The following is a 24294-nucleotide window of genomic DNA, read 5'->3' on the forward strand; positions in this document are numbered from 1 at the left end:
CCGCATCCTCGACCGCACCACCGGCGACGCCCCCTCCTCACCGCGATCGCCGCCTCGATCGACCGCGGCTGGTCCACCTGGAATGCCGAGGGGTAAGACGACGGAAAGGCGGTGGGATGCCCGCCGACCTTTCCCTGCTTAACGTCAAGACGCACGTCGCTCACCGCACTAGCAGGCAAGCTTCAGCGTCAGGCGAGACCGGGCCGGCATCTGGCGCAGCGTCGGTGGCGTCACCCCGCGCTCGACACGCAACGCACGCCGCGGGATCGCAGCCACCGGTTCGGCCATCAAACACGGGAGCGTCGCAGCGAGTGCCGCCAGCGTCTCGCCATACAAACGGGCAAGCGTCTCATGCGCGACACGCGCGCACGGCCCCGCGGCGGCATCGGCCATCGCTCGCGTGGCGTTGAGGCGGCGCTGGAAATAGAGCATCTCGGTATGGATAGCGTTCATGGCGAAGTCCCCGCCGGCTCGTCCTCGCTGCCGCACGATGCGGGTGTCGAAGGCCTGATCCGTATCAATACAGTAGCGCGGGCAGGCGAAGGCGTCGGGACTCGGAAAGCACGTACTTCGCGATATTCGTCAGCCAAGCGCGGCGGCGTGGAACGCGATCCGCGCATCCTCCTGCGACGGCATGATGCGGATATCGAGCCCCGCCACCCAGGCCAGACCCGCGCGGATCGCCCGACCGGTCGCCGCATCATTCTCGCCGATGCCGCCGGTCAGCACGAGCCTGTCCACGCCGCCGAGCGAGGCGATCATCGCGGCGATCTGCTTGCACACCGACCTTTCGAACATCCGGATCGCGAGGTCGGCGTCACCCGTTGCGGCAGCGCGCAGGACCCGCATGTCACCCGACAGTCCCGATACGCCCGCCATCCCCGATCGGTGGTCGACCAGCGTTGCCAGCGAGTCCTGATCGAGCCCCGCCTCGCGTAGTAGATACAGGAGGATGCCCGGATCGAGATCCCCCGTCCGCGTCGCCATCATCACACCGCCAGACGGGGTCAGCCCCATGCTGGTGTCGATCGATCGGCCATCGCACACTGCGGTCACGCTCGCGCCATTGCCGAGATGCGCGATCACCAGTCGTGGTGGCATAGCCTCACCCAACTGGTTCACAATCGACTCGCAGGACAAGCCGTGAAAGCCGTATCTTCGGACTCCGTTCGCACGGTACTCGCGGGGTATGGGCAATGTCTTCGCAACGTCCGGCATCCCCGCATGGAACGCCGTGTCGAAGCACGCGACTTGCGGCACCCCCGGATAGCGGATCTCAGCCGCCCGGATCAGCGCCAGCGATGCAGGCCCGTGCAGCGGCGCGAGCGCGCACGCCGCCTCCAGATCCGCCATCACCGCAGCGTCGATACGGCAATGCGCGTCGCGGTGCGGGCCACCATGTACGATCCGGTGGCCGATCACAGTCGGCGTCGGCCCTGCATGCAACGCCGTCTCGATCGTGTCGAAGAACCGCGCGTGATCGTCGCCATGATGCTCGGCCGTCTCGATCGTCCCGCCGACCAGCAGGACCGGCTCGGTGTCCACCGCGTACAGCCCGTATTTCAGCGACGACGATCCGCTATTGAGCGCAAGAACTACCGCGACCATTGCCAGTCACGCACCTCCGGCAGATCGTCGCCCTGTTCGGCGATGTACAACTTGTGTCGCTCCATCGTCGTCCAATAGCGCGCCGTCTCGCGCGGCACATGGGTACGGAAGCGCGGAATCCGCTCGATCGCGTCGAGGGCCAGCCGGTACCGGTCGAGATCGTTCAGCACGACCATGTCGAACGGGGTCGTCGTCGTCCCCATTTCCTTATACCCGCGGACGTGGATATTCGCGTGATTGGCGCGCCGGTACGTCAGCTTGTGGATCATCGCCGGATAGCCGTGGAACGCGAAGATCACCGGCGTGTCCTTCGTAAACAGCGCATCGAACTCGCGCTCGTCGAGCCCGTGGAGATGTTCCGAGCGCGGCTGCAGGCTCATCAGGTCGACCACATTAACCACCCGGATGCGAATGTCCGGCACGTACGCCCTCAACAGCGTCACCGCCGCCAGCGTCTCCAGCGTCGGCACATCACCCGCGCACGCCATCACCACATCGGGGTCGGCGTCATCGCCCGCCCAGTCCCAGATCCCGGCACCCGCGGTGCAATGCCGCACCGCCGCGTCGATCCCGAGCCATTGCCACTCCGGCTGTTTCCCGGCGACGATCACGTTCACATAGCCGCGGCTGCGCAGGCAATGGTCGCCCACCGACAACAGGCAGTTCGCATCGGGCGGCAGATAAATCCGCGCGACGTCTGCGGTCTTGTTCGCGACGTGATCGATGAACCCCGGATCCTGATGCGACAGCCCGTTGTGATCCTGCCGCCAGACATGCGAGGTCAGCAGGTAATTCAGCGACGCGATCGGCCGCCGCCAAGGGATCGTCCTGGTCGTCTTCAGCCACTTGGCATGCTGGTTGACCATCGAGTCGACGATGTGGACGAACGCCTCGTAACACGAGAACAGCCCGTGCCGCCCGGTCAGCAGATACCCTTCGAGCCAGCCCTGGCAGAGATGCTCGCTCAACACCTCCATCACCCGACCGTCGGGCCCGAGATTCTCATCGACCGCCTCGACCTCCGCCATCCACACCTTGCCCGACACGTCGTACACGTCGGCCAATCGGTTCGACGCGGTCTCGTCCGGCCCGAACAGCCGGAAGTTCACCGTCGCCAGGTTGAGCTTCATCACGTCGCGCAAATACCGACCAAACACCCGCGTCGCCTCGGCCTTCACCTTGCCCGGCGTCACCACCGGCACTGCAAAGCTCCGGAAATCGGGCAGCGACAGCGACACCATCAACTCGCCGCCATTGGCATGCGGGTTCGATCCCATCCGCCGATGCCCGGTCGGCGCGAGCGAGGCATACTCGTCCAGGAACTTGCCGTTCGCATCGAACAGCTCTTCCGGCCGATAACTCCGCATCCAAGCCTCAAGCTGGCGCAGATGCTCGGGATCCTTGAAGTCCGCGATCGGCACCTGGTGCGCGCGCCACGTCCCCTCGACCGGCTTGCCGTCGACGAACTTCGGCCCGGTCCAGCCCTTCGGCGTGCGAAACACGATCATCGGCCAGCGCGGTCGTTCGGGCGTCACGCCCTCGATCCGCGCCGCCGCCTGGATCGCCTGGATCTTCGACAGCGCCTTGTCGAGCGCCGCCGCGAGCTGCTGGTGGACCGCCGCCGGATCACTGCCGCCGACATAATAGGGCTCATGCCCATAGCCGCGCAGCAACGCGTCGAGCTCATGCCCATCGATCCGCGCCAGGACCGTCGGGTTGGCGATCTTGAAGCCGTTGAGGTGCAGGATCGGCAGCACCGCCCCGTCGCGCGCGGGGTTGAGGAACTTGTTCGAATGCCAGCTCGCCGCCAGCGCGCCGGTCTCCGCCTCGCCGTCGCCGACCACGCAGGTGACGATCAGGTCCGGATTGTCGAACGCCGCGCCGTAGGCATGCGCCAGCGAATAGCCGAGCTCGCCGCCTTCGTGCATCGATCCCGGCGTCTCGGGTGCGACATGGCTCGGGATGCCGCCCGGCCACGAGAATTGCCGGAACAGCCGGTGCATCCCGCTGCGGCTCCGCTCGATCGCCGGGTAGCGTTCGGTGTACGAGCCCTCCAGATAGGTGTTCGCGACCAGCCCCGGCCCACCATGCCCCGGCCCGATGATGTTGATCATGTCGAGGTCATGCTCGACGATCAGCCGGTTGAGATGGACGTACAGGAAGTTCAGCCCCGGCGTCGTACCCCAGTGGCCGAGCAGCCGCGGCTTCACGTCGGCGATCGTCAGCGGCCGATCGAGCAACGCATTGTCACGCAGGTAGATCTGCCCGACCGACAGGTAATTCGCCGCCCGCCAATAGGCATCCATCCGCCGCAACACGTCGGGAGACAGCGGATATGTCTTGGTAGGCGCCGCAACGGACGATGGCATCGCTAATACGGTCATGCTCGACGCTCCTTTTTACCATCGGACACGTCGAGCCGCCGATCGCGATCGGCGTGAATATGACGCCGGCGTGCATCATGCGGGTCATGCGGTTTCCTTCGAAATACGCCATAATCAGCGCGCCATCTGCGCGATGAGACCGGGGTCGGACAGCAGAGCCTCGTCGCCGAACGCGACTTGCGCACAGGTGCGACGCGCCTGTGCCGAAACCTCTTCGAGATACCCGCGGGCAAGGTGCGGGCTCAGACCCGGCACGATATGCGCGAACCGCCGATGTTCCTGCGACCGCATTCCGAAGGCATGGACGATATACTGGTCGAAAACGCTGTTCAGCCCTATCCCCTGGCCCTGTTCGTCGAGCCAGATCTTGCTGGCCGCCGACGTCGAAAAGCTCAGCAGGCGCCTGCCGCCCAGCAAGCTGGTCCGCGCCCGGCCCTGCAGCGCGTCGGGGTGCACGCCCGCGCCGAACACCCGTTCGACATACCCCTTGAGCATCGCCGGCGGCGTGCCGAACCAGATCGGGTAGATCAGGACGAACACGTCGCAGCCCTCGATAGCCGCGATCTCGTCGAGCACGTCCTGGCGGTATGTCGCGATACGATCCGTCGGTCGCTCTGCCGCCGTCAGCACCGGATCGAAGCCTATCGCATACAGGTCGCGGAGCACGACCCCCTGCCCCGTCGCGCGGACCGCGTCGCGGTAGGTATGCGCGATCGCATGATTGAAACTCGACGGATCGGGATGGCACACGATCACCGCGTGCCTGCGGTCGGTTGGCATTCGTTCGTCGACGATCATCGCAACGTCCTTGCAGAAAGGCTTTCCGCGCGCCGTCCGCCCCGCAGCAGCGGATGGCTTCGACGTCGGGGGTCCCGCATGGCCTATCGATTCACCACCAGCGCGGTGACCCTCGGGAACTACGCAGGGCGCGGTGATTGTCCCCCGCATCACGCCCTGAAACGCGGCCAGCATCGGGCATCGGCTCAAGCTGGATCGTGCCGCATTGTAGCGATCAGCGCAGGACTATGCATTTCCGGGCTTGGCTTATACTCGTCGGCGCCATAAAGCGGCGGCGACTCACCATTGCGCCACTGCGCGCCGAAAGCCTTTCTACCATGCAGATCATCGTTCGCGACAACAACGTCGACCAGGCCCTCCGCGCTTTGAAGAAGAAGTTGCAGCGCGAGGGCGTCTATCGTGAAATGAAGTTGCGCCGGCATTATGAAAAGCCGTCCGAGAAGCGCGCGCGTGAACACGCTGCCGCCGTCAGCCGCGCACGCAAGGCAGACCGCAAGCGCGCCGAGCGCGACAACTAAGTCACGCCGACGGCGCGACGTCTATTTGAGATAGCGCCGGCAGGGTCGCGTCGATCGACGCGGCCCTATTTGCATTCGGATAGCGTGCGGCGCAGCGCGTCGGCCGACGCATGCAGCGCGGCCGTCTCCTCGGTCGTCAAGTCGGGCGTCAGGATACGCATGATCCCGGCCGCGCCGACGAGGCATGGCAAGCTCAGATACAGGTCTGAAATCCCGAACTGACCATCGAGCTTTGCCGACACCGGCAGTATGATATGTTCGTCACGCTGGATCGCCTCGCAGATCCGGACGATCGCGGTCGCGACGCCGAACGACGTATGCCCCTTGCCGTGACTGATGGTGTAGCCGGCACGCACCACCTCGTGCGCGACCGAAGCCCGGTCGAACGCTGCCCCATCCAGATACGCGTCGAGATCCAGGCCGCCGATTCGCACGCTGGAATAGGCCATGACTTCGCTGTCCCCGTGCTCGCCCAGGACCACCCCTTCGACCGCGCCGGGAGCGATCGCGAGTTGGTCCGCCACGCGCTTCCTGAACCGATTGCTGTCGAGCAGCGTGCCGGTGCCGATCACCCGCGCCGCCGGCAATCCGGAGGTCGCCTGCGCCACCTGCGCCATGGCGTCGGCGGGATTGGATGCGACGACCAGAATGCCGTCGAACCCCGCCGCCATTGCCGCGTCGACGCACGTGCGCACGATGACCGCGCTTTTGCCGGCAACCGACGTCCGGGCCTCTCCATCGGCAGTCGCGGCTCCGGCGGTGATCACGAGAATGCTTGCTTCCCTGGCATCGGCATAGTCGCCCGCCCAGATCCGCGCCGGCCGCGCGATCGCGTTGGCGTCGGCGATGTCGGTCGCTTCGGCGGTGGCGCGATCGCTATCGGTATCGATCAGCACGATCTCGGCGAACAGCCCGCGGAGCATCAGCGCATAGGCGGTCGTGGCGCCGACGTTGCCGGCACCGACGATAGCGATACGGGATGAAACAGGCATTGGTGAACTCCCATTCGGGGCGCCGCCCAGACTCTCGGCGCAGACTATCGGCGCAAATTATCAATGGCGACACGCTGGTCTTGCCTGCGCCAACCATCGATCGAATGACATGGACGCATAGGCGCGTTCTCGATCGGGCGAATATCGCCGATCCGCAGCGCTGCTTTCGAAAAAGACGTCACGTTATCATCAGCTTCGCGGAACGTTTTGGAGTCCCTGACGCTCCCCTATCAGCGAAGGAGACGCAACGATGGACGACACCAGGATTTGGGAATTCGAGGAAAGTCTGTGGACCGGCGACGCAGCCCATTATCGCGCGCTGATCGACGACGAATGCGTCATGGTCTTGCCGGAACAGCCGTTCGTCCTCACCGGCGCTCAGGCGATCGAAGCCGTCGCCGATACACCGCGGTGGTCGAGCGTGACGTTCAGCGAGCAACAGATCATGCGCCCGCAGGAGGGCCTGATCGCGATCGCCTACAAGGCCGAAGCCCGCCGTGAGGGCGCCGACGGCTATACCGCCTATTGCACCACAACGATGCGCCGGCTGGAGCATGAGGAGTGGCGCGTGGTCCAGCATCAGCAGACGCCCGCACTCAAGGCATCCGTCGCCTGACAGCCGCGTCAGGATCCGGACGGTCTAGGTCAGGGCGAGGTGATTTCCTCGCCCTTTCCACGCGGAGCGAGGCTGCCAAGGACGGCGTTGATCGCCGATATTGCGCCCGAGTTTTCGAGGTTTACCAGGTTTGCCACGATCGCGTTCCGTAAATCCCGGTCGGGCCTGAACGACAGCAAAGCCAGCAGCGCATCGACCCGCTCCTGGGTCGTCGTCGCGTCGCGAACCGCTTTTCCGAGACGGTCGCTGATCGGATCGTCGATCGTGAAGCCCTCCCCCGTATCCGTGACTCCCGACTGCCACCGCATCCAGGCTGCGACGGCCAGCGCCAAGGCGTCGACCGATAACCCGGCTGCACGACGGTCCGCGATTGGCGCGAGCAGCCGTTGCGGCAGTTTCTGCGAGCCATCCATCGCGATCTGGCGGGTGCGATGCTGGAGCGCGGGGTTGGCAAAGCGCGCCATCAACGCCGCCCGGTATTGCGCGACATCGAGCGCGGCAGGGGGATCGAGCGTCGTAACGCTCTCGTCCCATAGCGCCTCGACGAACGCGCGCGCCGCGGGCAGCGCGACGACCTCGTGGACGAAGTCGAACCCGGCGAGCCCACCGAGATAGGCGATCGCCGAGTGCGCGCCATTGAGCAGCCGGAGCTTGGCGTCCTCCCATGGCGCCACCGCGTCGGTCAGTTGCACGCCGAACGCCGCCAGGTCGGGCCGTTCGCCGGCGAAGCGATCCTCGATTACCCACTGGGTGAACGGCTCCGCCTTCACCATCGCGTAATCTTCGACCCCAAGCGTATTCGCCAGCGCGGCAATATCGGCGGGCGTGGTGGCGGGCACGATCCGGTCAACCATCGTCTGCGGGAACGTCACGGTGGCAGCGATCCAGTCACGCAGGTCCGCATCGTGCGCCGCCGCCATCGCCAGTACCGCGTCGCGCAACAGCGTGCCGTTGTGTGGCAGATTGTCGCACGAGAGGATCGTCAGCGGGCCGGTGCCCGCCGCATGGCGCGCCGCGAGCCCGGCGACGAGGAACCCGGGTGCGGTCCGCGGCGCGTCGAGCGAGGCCAGATCGTGCGCGACATCGGCATCGCCGGCCTGCAATTTGCCCGTCGCGCGGTCGAGCTTGTAGCCTTTTTCGGTGATCGTCAGCGTCACGATGTGCGTGTGCGCCGACGCCAGCGCGGCAACCACCGCGGCCGGATCCTCCGGCGCAACGAGCAAGTCCATGACCGCGCCGATGACCTGCAAGCGCTCCCCTTCGCCGTCACGGACGACGAGCGTGTAGAGACCATCCTGCGGCGCCAGCTGGTCGCGGACGCCCGCGGATCGCAGCGATACGCCGGTGATGCCCCAGCGCAGATCGCCGGCTGCCAGCGCTTGCTCGAACACCGCCGCCTGATGCGCGCGGTGGAATGCGCCAATGCCGAGATGCACCACGCCGCGCTTGACGCGCGACCGGTCGTAGGTCGGACGTGCAACGGCGGCGGGCAACCGGTCAAACGTGGCGGTAGACAGCCTCACAGCCGGTACGCCTGTTTGACGAGATCATAAGCGAGCGCGCGGGCGACCTCATGCGCTTCGTCCTCTTCGAGCCGGTGTTCGGCGACCAGTTTGGCAAGGAACGCGCAGTCCATCCTGCGCGCAACGTCGTGCCGCGCGGGGATCGAGAGGAAGGCGCGGGTGTCGTCGTTGAAGCCGACCGTGTTGTAGAAGCCGGCGGTCTCCGTTGCGCGTTCGCGGAAGCGGCGCATACCCTCGGGACTATCGTGGAACCACCAGGGCGGCCCAAGCCGCAACGACGGGTAGTGGCCGGCGAGCGGGGCGAGTTCGCGGGAGTAGGTATCCTCGTCGAGCGTGAACAGGATCAGCGTCAGCGCCGGGTCGTTGCCGAACCGGTCGAGCAGTGGTTTCAGCGCGCGGACGAACTCGCCGGGCAGCGGGATGTCGCCACCCTTGTCGCGGCCGAAACGCGCGAGCACCGAGGCGTTGTGGCTACGCGATACGGCAGGGTGCAACTGCATCACCATGCCGTCCTCGACCGACATCGCCGCCATCTCGGTCAGCATCTGTGCGCGGAAGAGTTCGGACTCCGCGGCGGTCGGCTGCGCCATGACGCGGGCGTAGAGCGCCTCGGCTTCGGCGGGTGTCAGATCCGCGGTCGCCGCCGACGGGTGGCCGTGATCGGTCGAGGTGGCCCCGGCATCGCGGAAGCGCGCGCGGTGGAAACGGTGCGCGGCAAGATAGCCCGCATAGCTGCCGACATCTTCGTTAGCGGTCTCGCCGAAGCGGCGGACGTTGGCGGCGAAGCCCGGCGTCTCCGGATCGACGACGGGATCGGGGCGATAGGCGGTGACGACGCGGCCGTTCCAGTCGCTCGCGCGGATCGCGACATGGTGCTCGAGCGGGTCGAGCGGGCTTTCGGTCGTCGCGATCAGCTCGATACCAAACCGGTCGAACAGCGCGCGCGGGCGGAAGGCTGGCGTCTTCACCGCGGCGTCGATCGTGTCGTAATACAGGTCGGCGGTCGCGGGTTCGAGGCGGACGTCGATCCCGAATGCCTCGGCGAACACCCAGTCGAGCCACATCCGCGACGGCGTGCCGCGGAACAGAGGGTAGTTCTCCGCGAAGATGCGCCAAATCTTGCGCGGGTCGGTCTCGGTCGTACTGCCATCCACGGTCGGCACGCCAAGCGCGTCGAGTGGCACGCCCTGGCTGTAGAGCATCCGGAACACATAATGATCGGGGACGATCAGCAGCGAGGCGGGATCGCTGAACGCCTCGTCCCGCGCGAACCATGCCGGATCGGTATGGCCGTGCGGACTGACGATCGGCAGGTCCTTCACGCCCGCATGCAGCGCGCGGGCGATGTCGCGGGTACGACCGTCGCTGGGGAACAGGCGATCGGGGTGGAGGCGTAGCGGATGGGTCATGCGAGGCGTTCCGGATCGACGGGGGTATAGTGCGGGACGAGCAGGTGGATAACCAGCAACGCAACGAAATAGGCGCAGCCGGCGACCGCGAAAATCGGGCCGTAGCTGCCGACGCCCGCCAGGATCGTGCCCGCGAACTTGGCCATCAGCATGCCGCCGCATGCGCCCGCCAGCCCGCCGAGACCGATCACCGATCCGCCCATGCCGCGTGGGAACAGGTCGCCGGGGATCGCGTACACGTTGGCGGAGAAGCCTTGATGACAGGCGCACGCCAGGCCGATCGCCACGACCGCCCACCAGAGTCCGGGCGCCTGCGCGGCGAAGATGATCGGCAACGCGAACAACGCGCAGGCGAACAATGCGGTCTTCCGTGCGCGGTTCGGCGTCTGGCCGCGTGCCAGCAGCCGCGACGAGAACCAGCCGCCCGCGACCGATCCGACATCGGCGAGCACATACACGGCAACCAGCGGCGGCCCGAAATCGAGCATCTTCACGCCGTATTGCCGGTTGAAGAAATCGGGCAGCCAGAACAGGAAGGTCCACCACACCGGATCGATCAGAAAGCGACCGAGCATATACGCCCAGGTCTGCCGCAAGCGCAGCAGCGTGCGCCAGCGGACCGGCTTGGCGGCGGGCACGGGGTCCGCCTCGATCCAGACCAGTTCCTCAGGCGTGACGCGCGGATGCTTGCGCGGCGATCGGTAGAAGGCGAGCCAGGCGACCAGCCAGAGCACGGTCAGCGCGCCGGTCGCGATGAACGCCATCCGCCAGCCGAACGTCACCGCGATCACCGGCACGATCAACGGCGTGAGGATCGCGCCGACGTTCGAGCCCGCGTTGAAGATGCCGATCGCCAGCGCACGCTCGCGTTGCGGAAACCATTCGTTCGCCGCGGCGAGTGCGGCCGGGAACGCACCGGCCTCGCCGATCGCGAGCGGGATGCGCGCGAAGATCATCATGCCCGCACTGGTGAACAGCGCATGCGCGACATGACCGATCGTCCACAGAGTCACCGCGACCGCGTAGCCGATCTTCGCGCCGACCCGGTCGACGAACCGTCCGAACAGGACATAGGCGATGCCGTACGCCGCCTGGAACGCGATCGCGAGATCGGCATAGCCCTGCTCGCTCCAATTGTAGCGCGCCTGCAATTCGGGCTTGAGCACCGGCAGCACGAGCCGGTCGATATAGCTGAGCGCGACGGCGGCGAAGAGCAGCGCGCAGACGATCCACCGCACTTTCCCGCGCGGTTTCTCGGTTGCTGGCGTGGCCGAGTTCACCAGTTGCACAGCGTGCCATCCTCGAGACGCGCGACCGGAAGATAGGCGCGCTTATAGTCGTAGGTCGCGGCAAGATCCTCGTCGATGTCGACGCCCAGCCCCGGCGCCTCGCCCGGATGCATCATGCCGTCGTCGAAGCTGTACGCGTGCGGGAAGACCGCATCGGTCTCGTCGGTGTGCGGCATATGCTCCTGCACGCCGAAATTAGGGACCGACAGCCCGAAATGGAGCGCGGCGGCCATTGCCACCGGCGACAGGTCGGTCGCGCCGTGGCAGCCGGTGCGGATCTGATACAGGTCGGCGAACGAGGCGATCCGGCGCAGGTGCGTGATGCCGCCGGCATGGACGACGGTCGCGCGGATATAGTCGATCAGCTGGTTCTGGATCAGGTCCTTCGCGTCCCATATCGAATTGAACACCTCACCCACCGCGATCGGCGTCGTCGTGTGGTGGCGGATCAGCTTGAACGCCTCCTGGTTCTCGGCCGGCGTCGGGTCCTCGATCCAGAAGAGATTGTACGGCTCGAGCGCCTTGCCGAGCCGCCCCGCCTCGATCGGCGTCAGCCGGTGATGAATGTCGTGGAGCAGGTGCACATCCCAACCCATCGCCTCGCGCGCGGCCTTGAACAGTTCGGGGACGACACGCAGGTATTTCTCGGTCGACCATACGCTTTCGCTCGGCAGGTCGGCATCGGCGGGCTCGTAGCGCGCACCGTGCTTGGCGACGCCGTAGGTCGAGGCGAGCCCCGGCACGCCGCACTGCAGCCGGATCGCCTTGTAACCCTTCGCCTGCTCGGCCTTCGCGACCGCGATCGTATCCTCGATCGTCGTGCCGTTGGCGTGCGCGTAGACCATGCACGCGTCGCGCGCCGCACCGCCAAGCAACTGGTATACCGGCATGCCGGCGAGCTTGCCCTTGATGTCCCACAATGCCGTGTCGACCGCCGCGATCGCCGCCATCGTCACGGGCCCGCGCCGCCAGTACGCGCCCTTGTAGAGATACTGCCAGACGTCCTCGATCCGGTGCGCGTCGCGGCCGATCAGGCATGGCACGACGTGATCGGTCAGGTAGCTCGCGACGCTAAGTTCGCGACCGTTGAGCGTGGCATCGCCGAGCCCGGTGGTGCCGTCGTCGCATTCGATCTTCAGCGTGACGAAGTTACGCCCCGGACAGGTGACGATGACGCGGGCGGAAACGATCTTGGGCATCGCGGCTCCTTCAGGCGATTTCGAGGATGGCGGATTTGAGCTGTGCCGAACTCGGCCCGGCCATGATCGTGAACAGGCCGGGTTCGACGACCTGGCGCATGTCGACGTCCCACAGCGCGAACGCGTCGGGGCCAAGCGTGAAGCGCAGCGTCCGCCGCTCGCCGGGCGCGAGCGTCACGCGTTCGAACCCCTTCAATTCCATCACCGGCCGCGCCACCGACGACACCTGGTCGCGGACATAGACCTGAACGACCTCGTCGCCGGCACGCTGGCCGATATTGGCGACGTCGACCTCGACCCCGACGCTGCCGGCGATGCCGATCTTCGCCGCCGACAGCCGCGGTGCGCTGACCTCGAAGCGCGTGTAGCTAAGCCCGTGCCCAAAGGGGAACAGCGGCGCCGTCTCTGCGAACAGGTAACCGCGCTGCGTCGACGGCTTGCGGTTGTAATAGAACGGCACCTGCCCGACCTCGCGGACCACCGTCACGGGCAGCTTGGCACCCGGATTGATCCGTCCGAACAGCGCCTCGGCCATCGCGGTGCCGCCCTCCTGCCCCGGATACCAGCATTCGAGCACCGCGTTCGCCTTCGCGATCACGGTCGGCCAGCTCGGCGGACGACCGTTGATCGCGGCGATCACGATCGGCTTGCCCAGGGCATGCAGCGCGTCGAACAGCGCGTTCTGCTCGCCGAGCAGGTCCAGCGTGGTGCGATCGCCGAGGTGGTTCGCTGAGAACCCCTCGCGACTGGTCTGCTCGGTATCGCCGATCGCGAGGATGATCGTATCGGCGCCGCGCGCGACCTCGACCGCCTCGGCGATCAGCGCGCGGTTCTTTTCAGGATCGGCGAGCAGCACCTCGTCCTGCGACCGATCCTCGCTCTGCGTGATGAACACGCCCTGCGCATGGACGATCGTCGCCGCGCCGCCGACCAGCGCGCGCACGCCGTCGAGCAGCGACACCGTCTGGCGTGGCGGCGCGGAATAGCCGCCGAGCCGTGCGATCGCTGCATTGGGCCCGATCACCGCAATCTTGCCCTTCGGCGCAAGCGGCAGCGTGCCGTCGTTGGTGAGCAGGCACATCGATTGCCGCGCGGCCTCCAGCGCAACGCCCCGCGCTTCGGCATTGCCGGTCAGGCGAGCGGCGGCGCGTGGATCGACCGCTGACTCCTCGAACAGCCCGGCGCGAAACTTCAGCGCCAGCATCCGCGCGCACGCCGCGTCGACCTGCGCGATCGGCACCGTCCCCGCACGCACCTGCGCGGGCAATGTCCGGAACGCGATCCCGTCCGGCAACGCGCTGTCGACGCCCGCCGCCAACGCCAGCCGCGCCGCACCGTTCAGGTCGCGCGCGACGTGGTGGATCGTATCAAGTTCCTCGATCGCGCCGTAATCGCTGACGATCGCCCCCGAAAATCCCCATTCGCCGCGCAGCACGTCGCCGAGCAGCCAGTGGTTCGCATGGCTCGGCACGCCGTCGATCTCGTTATAGGACGGCATCACCGCGCCGATCCCGGTGCGCGTCACGACCGCGCGGAACGGCGGGAAGAAGCTCTCGCGCAGTTCTCGCTCGCCGATCGGTGCCGGGCCGATATTATTGCCCGCCTGGGGCTGGCCGTGGCCGGTCATGTGCTTCAGCGTGGCGAAGACCTTGCCGGGGGCGAGGGTCGTGCTGTCGCCCTGCAGCCCCTCGACCGCGGCCACCCCCATCTCGCCGCATAGATAGGGATCCTCGCCGAACGTCTCCTCGATCCGGCCCCAGCGCGGATCGCGGGCGATGTCGACGACCGGCGACAGCGAGAGGTGGCTGCCATGCGCGCGCACCTCGCGACCGATGATCGCCTGCGCGCGTCGCATGAGGTCGCGATCGAAGCTGCCGGCCATGCCGATCGCCTGCGGGAACATCGTCGCGTCGGGCGCCATATAGCCGTGTAGCGATTCCTCGTGGAAGATCACCGGAATGCCGAGCCGCGTGCCGCGCGCCCAGCGCTGGACCGCGTTGACGAACGCGATCGTCGAAGCCGAGCCGCGGAACCGTGCACCGGTGCCGCCTGCCACCGCCGCCACCGATGGCCCGCCGCGCAAATCCGAAGGCCGCGTCACCTGCCCGAACCCAGCCGGATACGCCGCGGTCGCCCGCGCGGGATCGAACGTCAGACCGCCGGCCGTCATCACGTCCGCCTTGGTCGCCCACAGCGAAATGGTCTGGCCAACTTTCTCCTCGAGCGTCATCCGCGCCATCAGATCACGGACCCGAAGGTCGACCGGCGCGCGCGCATCACGGTAGATCGGGGCCGCCGTCGCGGCCTGCGCGACACCGGGAACGAGCCCCACGATTGAGACGGAGCCGAGCAACCCGAAAAGGTCGCGCCGTGTCGGCGTCATGGGCGGTACGATCCCTGCTGTCTCCGTATCAGCCACGATTATCTCCTAATATGAAACGCGGCATTGCTGTCGAAGCCGTCGTCGTGATAGCGATAACATGGCTGATCATCCGCGATCCTGTCAATGTAGCGCGGAACGGCGGGAGAGGATTATGACGCAATTCGGCCGATGGATCGGTAAGTTCGCGCTGCTGTTCGGCGCGGTAATTGGTTTGACCGGACCGGCGCAGGCCGAAGACGGCTATGACCTCTGGCTTCGCTATCACGTCCCTGCGACAGCGCCCACGCGCAGTATCCCGACGATCGAAGCGCACGGCGACACGCCGACGCTCCGGGTGGCGGCGGAGGAATTGCGGCGCGGCGCGGGTTTGTTCGGGACGAGCACGTCACCGATCCTGTTGGCCACCGCCAACGATCGCGACGTCGCGGCGCTCGGCTTGCCCCTGGCCGCGCTCGGCGACGAAGGATACCGCGTCGGACAGGTCACGATCGGCGGCCGCCGCACACTCCTCGTCACCGCCAACACCGATCGCGGCGTGCTCTACGGCAGCTTCGCGCTACTGCGGCACCTCCAGACCGGTGGCAGCCTCGACCGCATCGCCCTGACCTCGAGCCCCCGCGTAAAATTGCGCGTGCTCAACCATTGGGACAATCTCGATGGCGTGGTCGAGCGCGGCTATGCCGGCGTGTCGCTGTGGGACTGGTGGACGCTCCCCGACTTCCGCGATCCGCGCTACACCGATTACGCGCGCGCCAACGCATCGATCGGGATCAACGGCACCGTCCTCAACAACGTCAACGCGAAGGCCGACAGCCTGACCGCGCCGTATATCGCGAAGGCCGCGGCGTTGGCCGATGTGTTCCGGCCGTACGGGATCAAGGTGTATCTGTCGGCGCGATTCTCGGCTCCGATCGAGATCGGTGGCCTGAAGACCGCCGATCCGCTCGACCCGCAGGTCGCGGCGTGGTGGAAGGCGAAGACCGACGAGATCTATCGCAGCATTCCCGATTTCGGCGGCTTCCTGGTCAAGGCGAACAGCGAGGGCCAGCCCGGCCCGCGCGATTATCACCGCAGCCACGCGGACGGCGCCAACATGCTCGCCGCCGCGGTGGCGCCGCATGGCGGGATCGTGATGTGGCGTGCGTTCGTTTATGCCGAGACCGACCCGGACGACCGCGCGAAACAGGCCTATACCGAGTTCAAGCCGCTCGACGGCAAGTTCGCCAAGAACGTCATCGTCCAGGTCAAGAACGGCGCGATCGATTTCCAGCCGCGCGAACCGTTCCACCCGCTGTTCGGGGCGATGCCCAAGACCCCGCTGATGATCGAGTTCCAGATCACCAAGGAGTATCTCGGTTTCGCGACGCACCTCGCCTATCTCGGGCCGCTGTTCGCCGAGACCTTGGCGAGCGAGACGATGCGGACACCTGGCGAGACCGTCGCGGACGTCGTCGATGGGTCGGTTGAGGGCCATAGTCTTACCGGCATGGCGGGGGTCGCCAATATCGGGCGCGACCGCGACTGGGCGGGCTCGACGTTCAACCAGGCGAACTGGTACACGTTCGGGCGGATGGCGTGGGATCCGACGCTCGGCGCAGCCCCCGTCGCGCGCGAATGGGCGGCGATGACCTTTGCCCCCTCCCCCGGGACCGTCGATCCGGTCGTGGCGATGATGATGGGATCGCGTGAGGCGGTGGTCGACTACATGACGCCCCTGGGGCTCGCGCACGTCATGGCGACGGGGCATCATTATGGTCCCGCCCCTGGGTCTCGGACCTGAAGCGCCCCGAATGGAACCCGGTCTATTACCACCGCGCCGACAAGGCCGGGATCGGCTTCGACCGGACCAGGACGGGCAGCAACGCGGTGGCGCAATACGCCCCTGCCCTCGCCCGCACGCTCGCCGACCCGGCGACCACGCCGGAGCGCGAGCTGCTGTGGTTCCACCACGTCGCGTGGGATCGGCGGATGGCGTCAGGCCGGACTTTATGGGCGGAGATGGTCCATGATTATGATTCCGGCGTCGGCTATGTCGGCGACATGCAGCGGCAATGGGATGCCTTGAAACCATCGATCGACGCCGAGCGCTGGGCGAAGACCGCGACCTATCTCGCGGTCCAGCAGCGTGAGGCCAGATGGTGGCGCGACGCGAGCCTCGCCTATTGGATGTCGGTCAACGGCCTGCCGCTGCCGGCGGGTGCCACGGCGCCTGCGCACGATCTGGCATGGTACAAAGCGCAACGCTTTCCCTATGCCCCCGGCAACCCGCAATGATTCCCCGGCCGTCTGTCCACGCAGCGGCCAAGCAAGAGGCTGATCGATGACGCGCACCGACGGGCCGATACTGTGTTTCGGTGAACTGCTGCTCAGGCTCTCCCCGCCGGGGCACGGCCCCTTGTTCAGGGAGTCTCGGTTGGACGCGAATTTCGGCGGCGCGGAGGCCAATGTCGCCGTCGCGCTCGCCCGCCTCGGCAGGAGCAGCGGCGTCATTTCCGCGGTGCCTGACGATGTCGTCGGCGATGCGGCGATCGATGCGCTCCGCCGGTGCGGTGTCGATGTGTCGCGGATCGCGCGCAGCGACGGACGACTCGGCCTCTATTACCTCGCACCCGGCGCAGGGCTGCGCGCATCGGCGATCGTCTACGACCGTCAGAACAGCGTGTTCGCGACCAGGGCAGCGACCGTCTATGACTGGCCGGCGCTGCTGGCCGGCGCGGCGCGGCTGCATCTGTCGGGAATCAATCCGGCGATCGGTTCAGCGATGGCGGATATCTGTCTGGCAGCGATGACCGCCGCGCGCGCGATCGGCGTACCGGTGTCGTTCGACGGCAATTACCGCGCGAGCATGTGGGCGAAATGGTGTGCGGACCCCGCCGCGATCCTTCTTCCGCTCGTCGACCATGCCGATTTGTTGTTCGGCAATCACCGCGACATCGCGTTGCTGCTGCGGCGTCCGCTGGATGGCAGCACACCACAGGGCCGACGCGAGACGGCATTGGCGGCGTTCGACCGGTTCCCAAACCTGCGCCACATCGCATCCATGTCCCGCGAGGTCCGTGACGCCGGATGCAACGTCTTGCGCGCCCGGATCGATACGCCGACCGAGATCATCGAGACCGACGCGATCGAGGTCTCTGGCATCGTCGACCGGATCGGCACCGGGGACGCGTTCGCCGCGGGTGTTCTCGCCGACCTTGGAAAGGGTGCGGAACTGGCAGCGCAAACCGGGCTGGCGCTGGCGGTCTTGAAACATGCCACCCCGGGCGACCAGAGCGAGACCACCCCGCGCGACCTGGCGACGTTCCGCGAGGGCGGGTTCGACGTCCGGCGTTGATCGACGCGGGCAGCATGTCACCAGAGCCCGGCGTCGAAAATTCGCGATGCCCCCGTTGACAGCATCTCCAAGCGCGCAAATGATATCGCTATCATAAAGATAAAATAGGAGAGATCGGTGGATATCACGCGACGCGACGGGCTGGCGATGTTGGGCGGTCTTGCCGTCGCTGCGGGCGCAGCAGGCGGGGCTTTGGCGCAAACTGGGGCCGCGATCCCGTCGCTGGACGGCGGTGTCGCCAGCTTGCAGTCGATCGCGGCAACCAAGGGGATGCGGCTAGGATCGTGCTTTGCCTGGGGACGCCCCGGCGCGGATCGCGGATCGTTCGCCAACCCCGCTTACGCCGCGCTGCTGACGCGCGATTGCGGGCTGCTGGTGCCGGAGAACGAGATGAAGTGGCAGGCCATCCGGCCAAGCGCGACCCGCTTCGACTTCGCCCATATGGATGCGATGATGGCCTGGGCGAAGGCCAACCGGCTGCCGGTGCGCGGTCATAATCTGCTATGGCATCAGCCGAAATGGATGCCACGCTGGGAAGAGAGCCATGATTTCGGCGCGAACCCGGCACAGGCGGCAGAGCGTCTGCTGGTCGAGCATATCACCACCGTCTGCCGCCGCTATGGCACGCAGATCGGCAGCTACGACGTCGTCAACGAAGCGGTGAATCCGGCGGATTCGACACTCTACCAGACGGCCCTGTCGCGCGCGCTAGGCAGTCCCGAGGCGACGATCGATCTCGCTTTCCACACCGCACGCGCCGCCGCGCCACATGCGCAACTTGTCTATAACGACTATATGAGCTGGGAACCCGGCAACGCCAAACACCGTGCCGGCGTGCTGAATTTGCTCGAGGGATTCAAGCGACGCGGCGTGCCCGTCGACGCGCTTGGGGTGCAGTCTCACCTCGTGACGCAGGGATCCGATACGCGCGCCGCGATCATCGCGCTTGAGGGCGAGTGGCGTCGCTTCCTCGATGCGGTGACGGCGATGGGGTATGGCCTTGTGATCACCGAACTCGACGTTCGCGACAACAAGCTGCCGGGCGACATCGCCGCGCGCGATCGCGCGGTGGCGGATTTCACACGCGGGTATCTCGATCTCATGCTGTCATACCCGTCGGTCCGCGACGTGCTGCTATGGGGCATGTCCGATCGCTACAGCTGGATCGAAGGTTTCGAGCCTCGCCCCGACAAGGCCCGCCGCCGCCCCTGTCCCTATGACGACAGGTTCGTCGCCAAGCCGATGCGTGCGGCGATCGCGGGCGCGATTGCCGCCGCCCCGATGCGAGCGACGTCGAAGGCGGTTGCCCGCGAGGGGTCGCGCCGATGAGTCGCTGGGCGATAGCGCTTCTGCCAGCCGCCCTGCTCGCGGCCAGTGCGGGCGCGCGGGATACGGCCCACACTGCGCCCGCGCGTCATTGGATCGCGAGTTGGGGCTCGTCGCAGATGATCGCGGACGGCGACAATGCGTTGCCTGCGGATCGCGCACGCGCGGTCACGCTGCGCCAGGTGATCCGGCTGTCGGCAGGGGGCGATCACCTCCGTGTCCGCCTGTCCAACGCGTTCGGAACGCGGCCGCTCACCATCGCTGCGGGGCACGTCGCGCGCAGTTCGGCGCCTCAGACTGGCGAGATCGTCGGCGGGGTGCGACTGACCTTTGCCGGCCATGCCGATGCCGTCATCCCCGCCGGTGCCGAACTCTATTCGGATCCCGTCGCGATGCCGGTCGCGGCCGGGGCCGATCTCGCCGTTAGCCTGTATCTGCCCGAGGCCGCGGTTCCACAGACCGGCCATCCGGGCGCGCGCGCGATCAGCTTCGCGCTCGCGGGCAATCATGTCGCCGATGCAAGCCTGGCAGGCGCTACGCAAACCCCGCATTGGTACGCACTCGCCGATGTCGAAGTAGCGGGGCCGGCCAACACAGGGACGATCGTCGCGATCGGGGACTCGATCACCGACGGCTACGGCGTCAAGCCAAACCGTAACACGCGGTGGACCGACATTCTCGCCGAACGGTTGCGGCGCACGCCCGCCACCCGCGGTACCGGCGTCGTCAATGCCGGGATTGGTGGCAACCGTATCCTGCTCGACGGGCTGGGTCCCAATCTCATGGCGCGGTTCGACCGCGACGTCATCGCGCGTAGCGGCGTACGCTGGGCGATCCTGCTCGAAGGTGTCAATGATCTGGGCGTACTCACGCGGGAGGCGCCAGCGACACCCGCCCAGCACACCGCGCTCGTGACGCAGATCGTCACCGCCTACACCGAACTCGTGACGCGCGCGCATGCGCACGACATCAAGGTGATCGGGGCGACGATCACGCCGTTTGGCGGGAACGACTATTATCACCCGGAACCGGCCTCGGAAGCGGATCGCCAAGCCATCAACACGTTTATCCGCACATCCGGCCTGTTCGATGCGGTGATCGATTTCGATCGTGTCATGCGCGATCCGGCGCAACCGGCCAGGCTGGATCCCGCCGTAGATTCAGGCGACCACCTTCACCCATCCGAAGCCGGTTATCGCCGGATGGGCGAGGCAGTTCCGCTGGCCTTGTTCGGTAGCAGGCGGCGCTGATCAGATCGCAACCGCGTACAAGGCGTGATGCGTCAGGATGAAGAGCGTATGATTGTCATCGCCACCGATGACGACCTGCAAAGGGCGTTGCGGCGTGTCGATGCGCCGTCGCAGCGTGCCGTCGGCGGCGTAGACGAACACCTGCCCGTTCGCGACGTAGAGTTGCCCGGCGGCGTCGCGGACCGCGCTTTCGCCACCCCGGTCGGCGACGATCTTGAGGTCGGTGACACGCCCCTGATCGCCGACCAGACCGTCATAGGTCCGGTTTTCCGACGCGTTGGTCAGGACGACGCGCGCGCCGGGAGCGGCGGACACCAGTCCGTAGGCGTCGAGCGTGTCGGACCAGCGCCACCCCTGGTGGTCGTCGGGTCTCTGGTTCCAGACCCGGAACGCAGGCAGCGCCAGCGATCCATCGGGTGAGCGATATTCCTCGGGCTTGGGCTCTGCCATCTTGGTCGCGAACATGTCAGCCATGGTCGGGAACTGGTAGGTCGTGGGATCGATACGGTCGGCGAATTCGCCGTTCGCCCAGACATTGACCGGAAGCAAAGTCGCTGCCCCTTTTCCCCTGGCAGCAGGCGTAGGTGCGATCACCTGAACAGCTGCGGGCTTGGCGGGATCAAGGCTATACACGGTACCGTCGCGCCCTGCTGAGGACAGCACGAGCAGACGCCCCGACCGATCGACCGCGAGATTGACCGGATCGAGCGGCGCGTCGGCAACGATCGAGAGCCCTTCGGCCTTGGTCCAGCCATGAATCCGCTGGAAATGCCGGTCGATGAAATAGAGTTTGCCGTGCGCATCAACGGCGCCACCGGCGATCGAATAAAAGCCGTCCGCCAGTTTCTTGACGTCGGTCGACACCGGGATGGCGGATTCAAGCGCGGCGCTCGTGACCGCAGGCGGCACGTCCAGGCGCGCAAACTCACGTTCGCGCACCTCCTGGCGCCGCGTGATGTCCTTGATCGCGGTCTCGAACGGGTATTTGCTCGCGCGGAGATACGTGCCGCAGCCCTTCGCATCGCAGCTCGCAAACCCGCTTTCGGCGTTCACGTGGACGTTGCGAAACCGGATGTCGCCCGAGTCATACAGCTTCACCGCGGCATCCATCGGCTTGATCGAGCGGGTGACGCGGTAGGCATGGTAATTGGCGAACAGGATGTTACGCGAATGTCGGATCTCGGTCGAGATCGCATCGACCCCGTCGCGCACCTCCTGCTCGGTCTGCGGCGCGAGAAACTCCCAGTTCTCGACATGGTCGAGGACGATTTCCGCGCGGTAATGATGCTCGGCCGACAGCTGGTACACATGTCCCGGCGTCTTGGTGTTCGACACGTGGAAGCCCAAGGACGCCAGCGTGTTGGGCGACCAGATCGCCGCGAACGTCCCGCCGCCGCCATCGGTCACCCAGATGCTCGGCGACTGGCCGTCGAACCGCGCGCGGGGATCGCCAAAACCGATCGGGCTTCCCTTGGTCAGCGCGGTGCCGCCGCCACCCTGGATCTTCACGTCGTTGACCATCGAAGCGGCGCCGGCGCGCCACAGCAATGCGGTCGCACGCGGATTGACGCCACCGGTCCACAGGCCAAGCCCGGAGACGATCGCATTGCCGCCCCGGGCGCTCTCGACCAGTGCCTTGGGCGGGCCAACCCCGGCATAGCCCGCCGCCTGATCGACAAGGTAGAGGTGAGTGAGGCCTGGGTGAAGCGCGATCAGCACGGTATCACTGCGCAACTTCACCGTGTCGGACACGCGGTAGCGGCCGGTCGGGAAATACAGCACGCGGTGCGTGTCGATCGCGCGTTGCAGAGTCACCGTGTCGTCGGTGGTGTCGTCGCCCTTCACGCCCAGATCGCGGACGTTCGCCCAGTCTCCGACCGGCGGCAACGCACGGATCGCCGGCGTCGCGCGGACCGGAACGCGGGCCAACGGGGCCATCGTGACGTCGGTCGCATACGCGCCGATCGTGCCAAGCGCGGGCAGTTTCAGCCCGTACGAGAAATCGGCGACGCGGTAGCGTGGCCCGGCTCCCGCGACCGTCTTGCCGCTGTCGCGGAAACGGACGAAAGTCGGCGTATTGACTCCGACGGCATTGTCGAAACCGATTTGCGTGAAGACGCTGTTCTCGGCCGAAACGACGACTCCGGCGCGCGTGACGTTCTCGAACCGGACGTCCTTGCCCCATAGCGAGTCGGAATGGCCGCGATCGATCTCGATGCCGACCGGCGTATCGCGGATCGCGACGTTGACGAGCGTCAGGTCGACCTCGTGCTCGCGGATCGCGGCGTCGCGCTGGCCCTGGAACTCGGAATCGATCAGCGTGAACTGCCACGCGGGCGACGTCTTCTCCGAGATGATTCCGTAGCGGCCACCGAAGAACCGCAGATCCTCGAATTCATTGCCAGCTTGATAGACCCCGGCGAGCCCCGAACCGATGTGGAAATCAACGTGGCGCAGATAGCCATGCTGTGCGACCCGGAAGCGCACCGCGACCGCCCCCGCATTGCCGTCGCCGATCCGAAAATCGATATTCGACAGCGCGGAATAGAACGTGCTCGAGGTGGCATCGAAGATCGCCGGGTCGAACGGCACGCTGGTGGGCGGCGGCACCGGCGCCTTGCCGACCCGGTATTGATCCTCGCCGGTGAAACTCAGCATCGCCGCGACGCCCGATGCGTAGCCCGCACTATTGTCGGCGAGGACGATCTCGGGACGCGTCGGTCCGATGCCGAAGAGCCGGACCGCCGAGCGGACGAAGATCGTCCGACTGATCCGGTACCGTCCCGACGGCACGAACACGACGCCACCCTGGCCGCCGGCTGCCGCCGCATCGATCGCCTGTTGCAGCGCGACGCTGTCATCGGCGCGCCCGTCGCCAACGCCCTTGACGGTTATCGCGCGCGGATCGTCGGGACGGGTGAGATAGACCGAATTCGTCTTCGCGAATGCCGCGACGGGGGACAGCATTGGCAGCAATGCCGCACCACTCAGCAGCCATTTCATGGTCATGTCGATCCTATCCCCGATGACGGGCCGTAGTTGCGGATAACGATTTTGCGGTCGCCAGCCTGGGAGCGAGATTGTCCGCTCACATGTCGAACCCGGTCGCCGGACGCGCGCACGCGCACGATCGGCTTGTGGCGCAGATCGATCAGGCGGGGTGCAGCACCAGGGTCTGCGCGACGATCGCCACTTGCGTGCGATTGCGCACGTTCAGTTTGCGCATCAACGCGGTCATGTGAGCCTTTACGGTCGCCTCGGCGATCCCGAGATCATAGGCGATCTGCTTGTTGAGCAGTCCCGAATGGACGCCGCGCAGGACCTTGATCTGGGTCGGGGTGAGTTGCGGAGGGCGCGTCGCCAGTGCTGGAGCGGCATTGCCGCGCAGGGATCGGTAATCGTCCCGAACAGTCGCTTCCATGATCATCCTCCACTGTTTCGGCTGTCACGCCGCCGTCTTTTCCCGCAGTCTGACGCCGCGGTAACAAGCTCGTAGTTTTCGATCCGCCGCTCCGCTTTATACAGATTCGGTTGGACAGGTTTATACTATGCTCCGCTGTTCATCGCCGTATCAAGCCTTTTCTGTTGGCAGATCGCAAATACCTGTCCTACAGATCGGGTCTACTCGACAGGTGAACACGCCGTCGGATCGCAGGGAAGGATGC

Annotated in this window: 17 protein-coding genes and 1 pseudogene; 6 read left to right on the forward strand and 12 right to left on the reverse strand. The window is 66.4% G+C overall.

Features of this window, described 5'->3' with window-relative positions:
* Positions 1-168: 168 nt before the first annotated feature.
* The 4 genes from QP164_RS09405 to QP164_RS09420 form a co-directional block, all read right to left on the reverse strand.
* Positions 169-453, reverse strand: a complete 285-nt coding sequence (locus QP164_RS09405) for a hypothetical protein (RefSeq protein WP_333922969.1) — start codon at positions 451-453, stop codon at positions 169-171.
* Positions 454-582: 129 nt separating this feature from the next.
* Entirely contained in the window at positions 583-1608 is a 1026-nt protein-coding gene (locus QP164_RS09410) for an acetate/propionate family kinase (RefSeq protein WP_333922970.1), read from the reverse strand.
* The gene (locus QP164_RS09415; protein WP_333922971.1) at positions 1596-3992 is read right to left on the reverse strand and encodes a phosphoketolase family protein; all 2397 of its coding nucleotides are present in this window, start codon (positions 3990-3992) and stop codon (positions 1596-1598) included. The genes QP164_RS09410 and QP164_RS09415 overlap by 13 nt, the downstream gene beginning before the upstream one ends.
* A gap of 114 nt (positions 3993-4106) precedes the next feature.
* A complete protein-coding gene (locus QP164_RS09420; RefSeq protein ID WP_333922972.1) occupies positions 4107-4790 on the reverse strand; it encodes an NAD(P)H-dependent oxidoreductase in 684 nt (227 codons plus the stop codon).
* Between the two features lie 317 nt (positions 4791-5107).
* Between QP164_RS09420 and rpsU the strand changes: the two genes are divergently transcribed.
* Positions 5108-5308 carry a 30S ribosomal protein S21 gene (rpsU, locus tag QP164_RS09425; RefSeq protein ID WP_031393196.1) on the forward strand — a complete coding sequence of 67 codons (201 nt, stop codon included), beginning with the start codon at positions 5108-5110 and terminating at the stop codon, positions 5306-5308.
* Between the two features lie 65 nt (positions 5309-5373).
* Here the strand turns inward: rpsU and QP164_RS09430 are convergent, their stop codons facing one another.
* On the reverse strand, positions 5374-6300 hold the full coding sequence (locus QP164_RS09430; RefSeq protein ID WP_333922973.1) for an L-lactate dehydrogenase: 927 nt from the start codon (positions 6298-6300) through the stop codon (positions 5374-5376).
* Positions 6301-6550: 250 nt separating this feature from the next.
* Between QP164_RS09430 and QP164_RS09435 the strand changes: the two genes are divergently transcribed.
* Positions 6551-6916 (forward strand): DUF4440 domain-containing protein, encoded by a 366-nt coding sequence (locus QP164_RS09435; protein ID WP_132898013.1) that lies wholly within the window; start codon positions 6551-6553, stop codon positions 6914-6916.
* A 29-nt stretch (positions 6917-6945) separates the two neighbouring features.
* On the opposite strand, the gene QP164_RS09440 is transcribed toward QP164_RS09435, so the two are convergent.
* From QP164_RS09440 to QP164_RS09460, 5 genes are read right to left on the reverse strand one after another with little or no spacing between them, the layout of a single operon-like run.
* Positions 6946-8439, reverse strand: coding sequence for a mannitol dehydrogenase family protein (locus tag QP164_RS09440; RefSeq protein WP_333922974.1), 1494 nt, complete (start codon positions 8437-8439; stop codon positions 6946-6948).
* The gene (uxaC, locus tag QP164_RS09445; RefSeq protein ID WP_333922975.1) at positions 8436-9848 is read right to left on the reverse strand and encodes a glucuronate isomerase; all 1413 of its coding nucleotides are present in this window, start codon (positions 9846-9848) and stop codon (positions 8436-8438) included. The genes QP164_RS09440 and uxaC overlap by 4 nt, the downstream gene beginning before the upstream one ends.
* Complete coding sequence (locus tag QP164_RS09450; protein ID WP_333924226.1) at positions 9845-11131, reverse strand: MFS transporter; 1287 nt, start codon at positions 11129-11131, stop codon at positions 9845-9847. The genes uxaC and QP164_RS09450 overlap by 4 nt, the downstream gene beginning before the upstream one ends.
* Positions 11125-12336 (reverse strand): D-mannonate dehydratase ManD, encoded by a 1212-nt coding sequence (manD, locus tag QP164_RS09455; protein ID WP_307086701.1) that lies wholly within the window; start codon positions 12334-12336, stop codon positions 11125-11127. Before manD ends, QP164_RS09450 begins: the two co-directional genes overlap by 7 nt.
* A 10-nt stretch (positions 12337-12346) precedes the next feature.
* On the reverse strand, positions 12347-14719 hold the full coding sequence (locus QP164_RS09460; RefSeq protein WP_333924227.1) for a glycoside hydrolase family 3 N-terminal domain-containing protein: 2373 nt from the start codon (positions 14717-14719) through the stop codon (positions 12347-12349).
* A gap of 151 nt (positions 14720-14870) precedes the next feature.
* Here QP164_RS09460 and QP164_RS09465 point away from each other — a divergent pair.
* The 4 genes and pseudogenes from QP164_RS09465 (at position 14871) to QP164_RS09480 (ending at position 20629) form a co-directional block, all read left to right on the forward strand.
* Positions 14871-16993, forward strand: a pseudogene (locus QP164_RS09465) (alpha-glucuronidase family glycosyl hydrolase).
* A 46-nt stretch (positions 16994-17039) separates the two neighbouring features.
* Entirely contained in the window at positions 17040-18053 is a 1014-nt protein-coding gene (locus tag QP164_RS09470; RefSeq protein WP_333922976.1) for a sugar kinase, read from the forward strand.
* A gap of 117 nt (positions 18054-18170) precedes the next feature.
* Positions 18171-19382 carry an endo-1,4-beta-xylanase gene (locus QP164_RS09475; RefSeq protein ID WP_333922977.1) on the forward strand — a complete coding sequence of 404 codons (1212 nt, stop codon included), beginning with the start codon at positions 18171-18173 and terminating at the stop codon, positions 19380-19382.
* Positions 19379-20629, forward strand: coding sequence for an SGNH/GDSL hydrolase family protein (locus tag QP164_RS09480; RefSeq protein WP_333922978.1), 1251 nt, complete (start codon positions 19379-19381; stop codon positions 20627-20629). Before QP164_RS09475 ends, QP164_RS09480 begins: the two co-directional genes overlap by 4 nt.
* On the opposite strand, the gene QP164_RS09485 is transcribed toward QP164_RS09480, so the two are convergent.
* Both QP164_RS09485 and QP164_RS09490 read right to left on the reverse strand, forming a co-directional pair.
* A complete protein-coding gene (locus tag QP164_RS09485; RefSeq protein WP_333922979.1) occupies positions 20630-23638 on the reverse strand; it encodes a glycosyl hydrolase family 28-related protein in 3009 nt (1002 codons plus the stop codon).
* Between the two features lie 142 nt (positions 23639-23780).
* On the reverse strand, positions 23781-24050 hold the full coding sequence (locus QP164_RS09490; RefSeq protein WP_243643467.1) for a helix-turn-helix domain-containing protein: 270 nt from the start codon (positions 24048-24050) through the stop codon (positions 23781-23783).
* Positions 24051-24294: the final 244 nt, after the last annotated feature.

The organism is Sphingomonas sp. LR59 (assembly GCF_036855945.1).
GTDB lineage: Bacteria > Pseudomonadota > Alphaproteobacteria > Sphingomonadales > Sphingomonadaceae > Sphingomonas.

Coding starts and splice junctions, on each gene's coding strand:
- QP164_RS09405 (WP_333922969.1), bottom strand. CDS start 453: ATGAACGCTATCCATACCGAGATGCTCTATTTCCAGCGCCGCCTCAAC.
- QP164_RS09410 (WP_333922970.1), bottom strand. CDS start 1,608: ATGGTCGCGGTAGTTCTTGCGCTCAATAGCGGATCGTCGTCGCTGAAA.
- QP164_RS09415 (WP_333922971.1), bottom strand. CDS start 3,992: ATGACCGTATTAGCGATGCCATCGTCCGTTGCGGCGCCTACCAAGACA.
- QP164_RS09420 (WP_333922972.1), bottom strand. CDS start 4,790: ATGATCGTCGACGAACGAATGCCAACCGACCGCAGGCACGCGGTGATC.
- rpsU (WP_031393196.1), top strand. CDS start 5,108: ATGCAGATCATCGTTCGCGACAACAACGTCGACCAGGCCCTCCGCGCT.
- QP164_RS09430 (WP_333922973.1), bottom strand. CDS start 6,300: ATGCCTGTTTCATCCCGTATCGCTATCGTCGGTGCCGGCAACGTCGGC.
- QP164_RS09435 (WP_132898013.1), top strand. CDS start 6,551: ATGGACGACACCAGGATTTGGGAATTCGAGGAAAGTCTGTGGACCGGC.
- uxaC (WP_333922975.1), bottom strand. CDS start 9,848: ATGACCCATCCGCTACGCCTCCACCCCGATCGCCTGTTCCCCAGCGAC.
- manD (WP_307086701.1), bottom strand. CDS start 12,336: ATGCCCAAGATCGTTTCCGCCCGCGTCATCGTCACCTGTCCGGGGCGT.
- QP164_RS09460 (WP_333924227.1), bottom strand. CDS start 14,719: ATGACGCCGACACGGCGCGACCTTTTCGGGTTGCTCGGCTCCGTCTCA.
- QP164_RS09470 (WP_333922976.1), top strand. CDS start 17,040: ATGACGCGCACCGACGGGCCGATACTGTGTTTCGGTGAACTGCTGCTC.
- QP164_RS09480 (WP_333922978.1), top strand. CDS start 19,379: ATGAGTCGCTGGGCGATAGCGCTTCTGCCAGCCGCCCTGCTCGCGGCC.
- QP164_RS09485 (WP_333922979.1), bottom strand. CDS start 23,638: ATGACCATGAAATGGCTGCTGAGTGGTGCGGCATTGCTGCCAATGCTG.
- QP164_RS09490 (WP_243643467.1), bottom strand. CDS start 24,050: ATGGAAGCGACTGTTCGGGACGATTACCGATCCCTGCGCGGCAATGCC.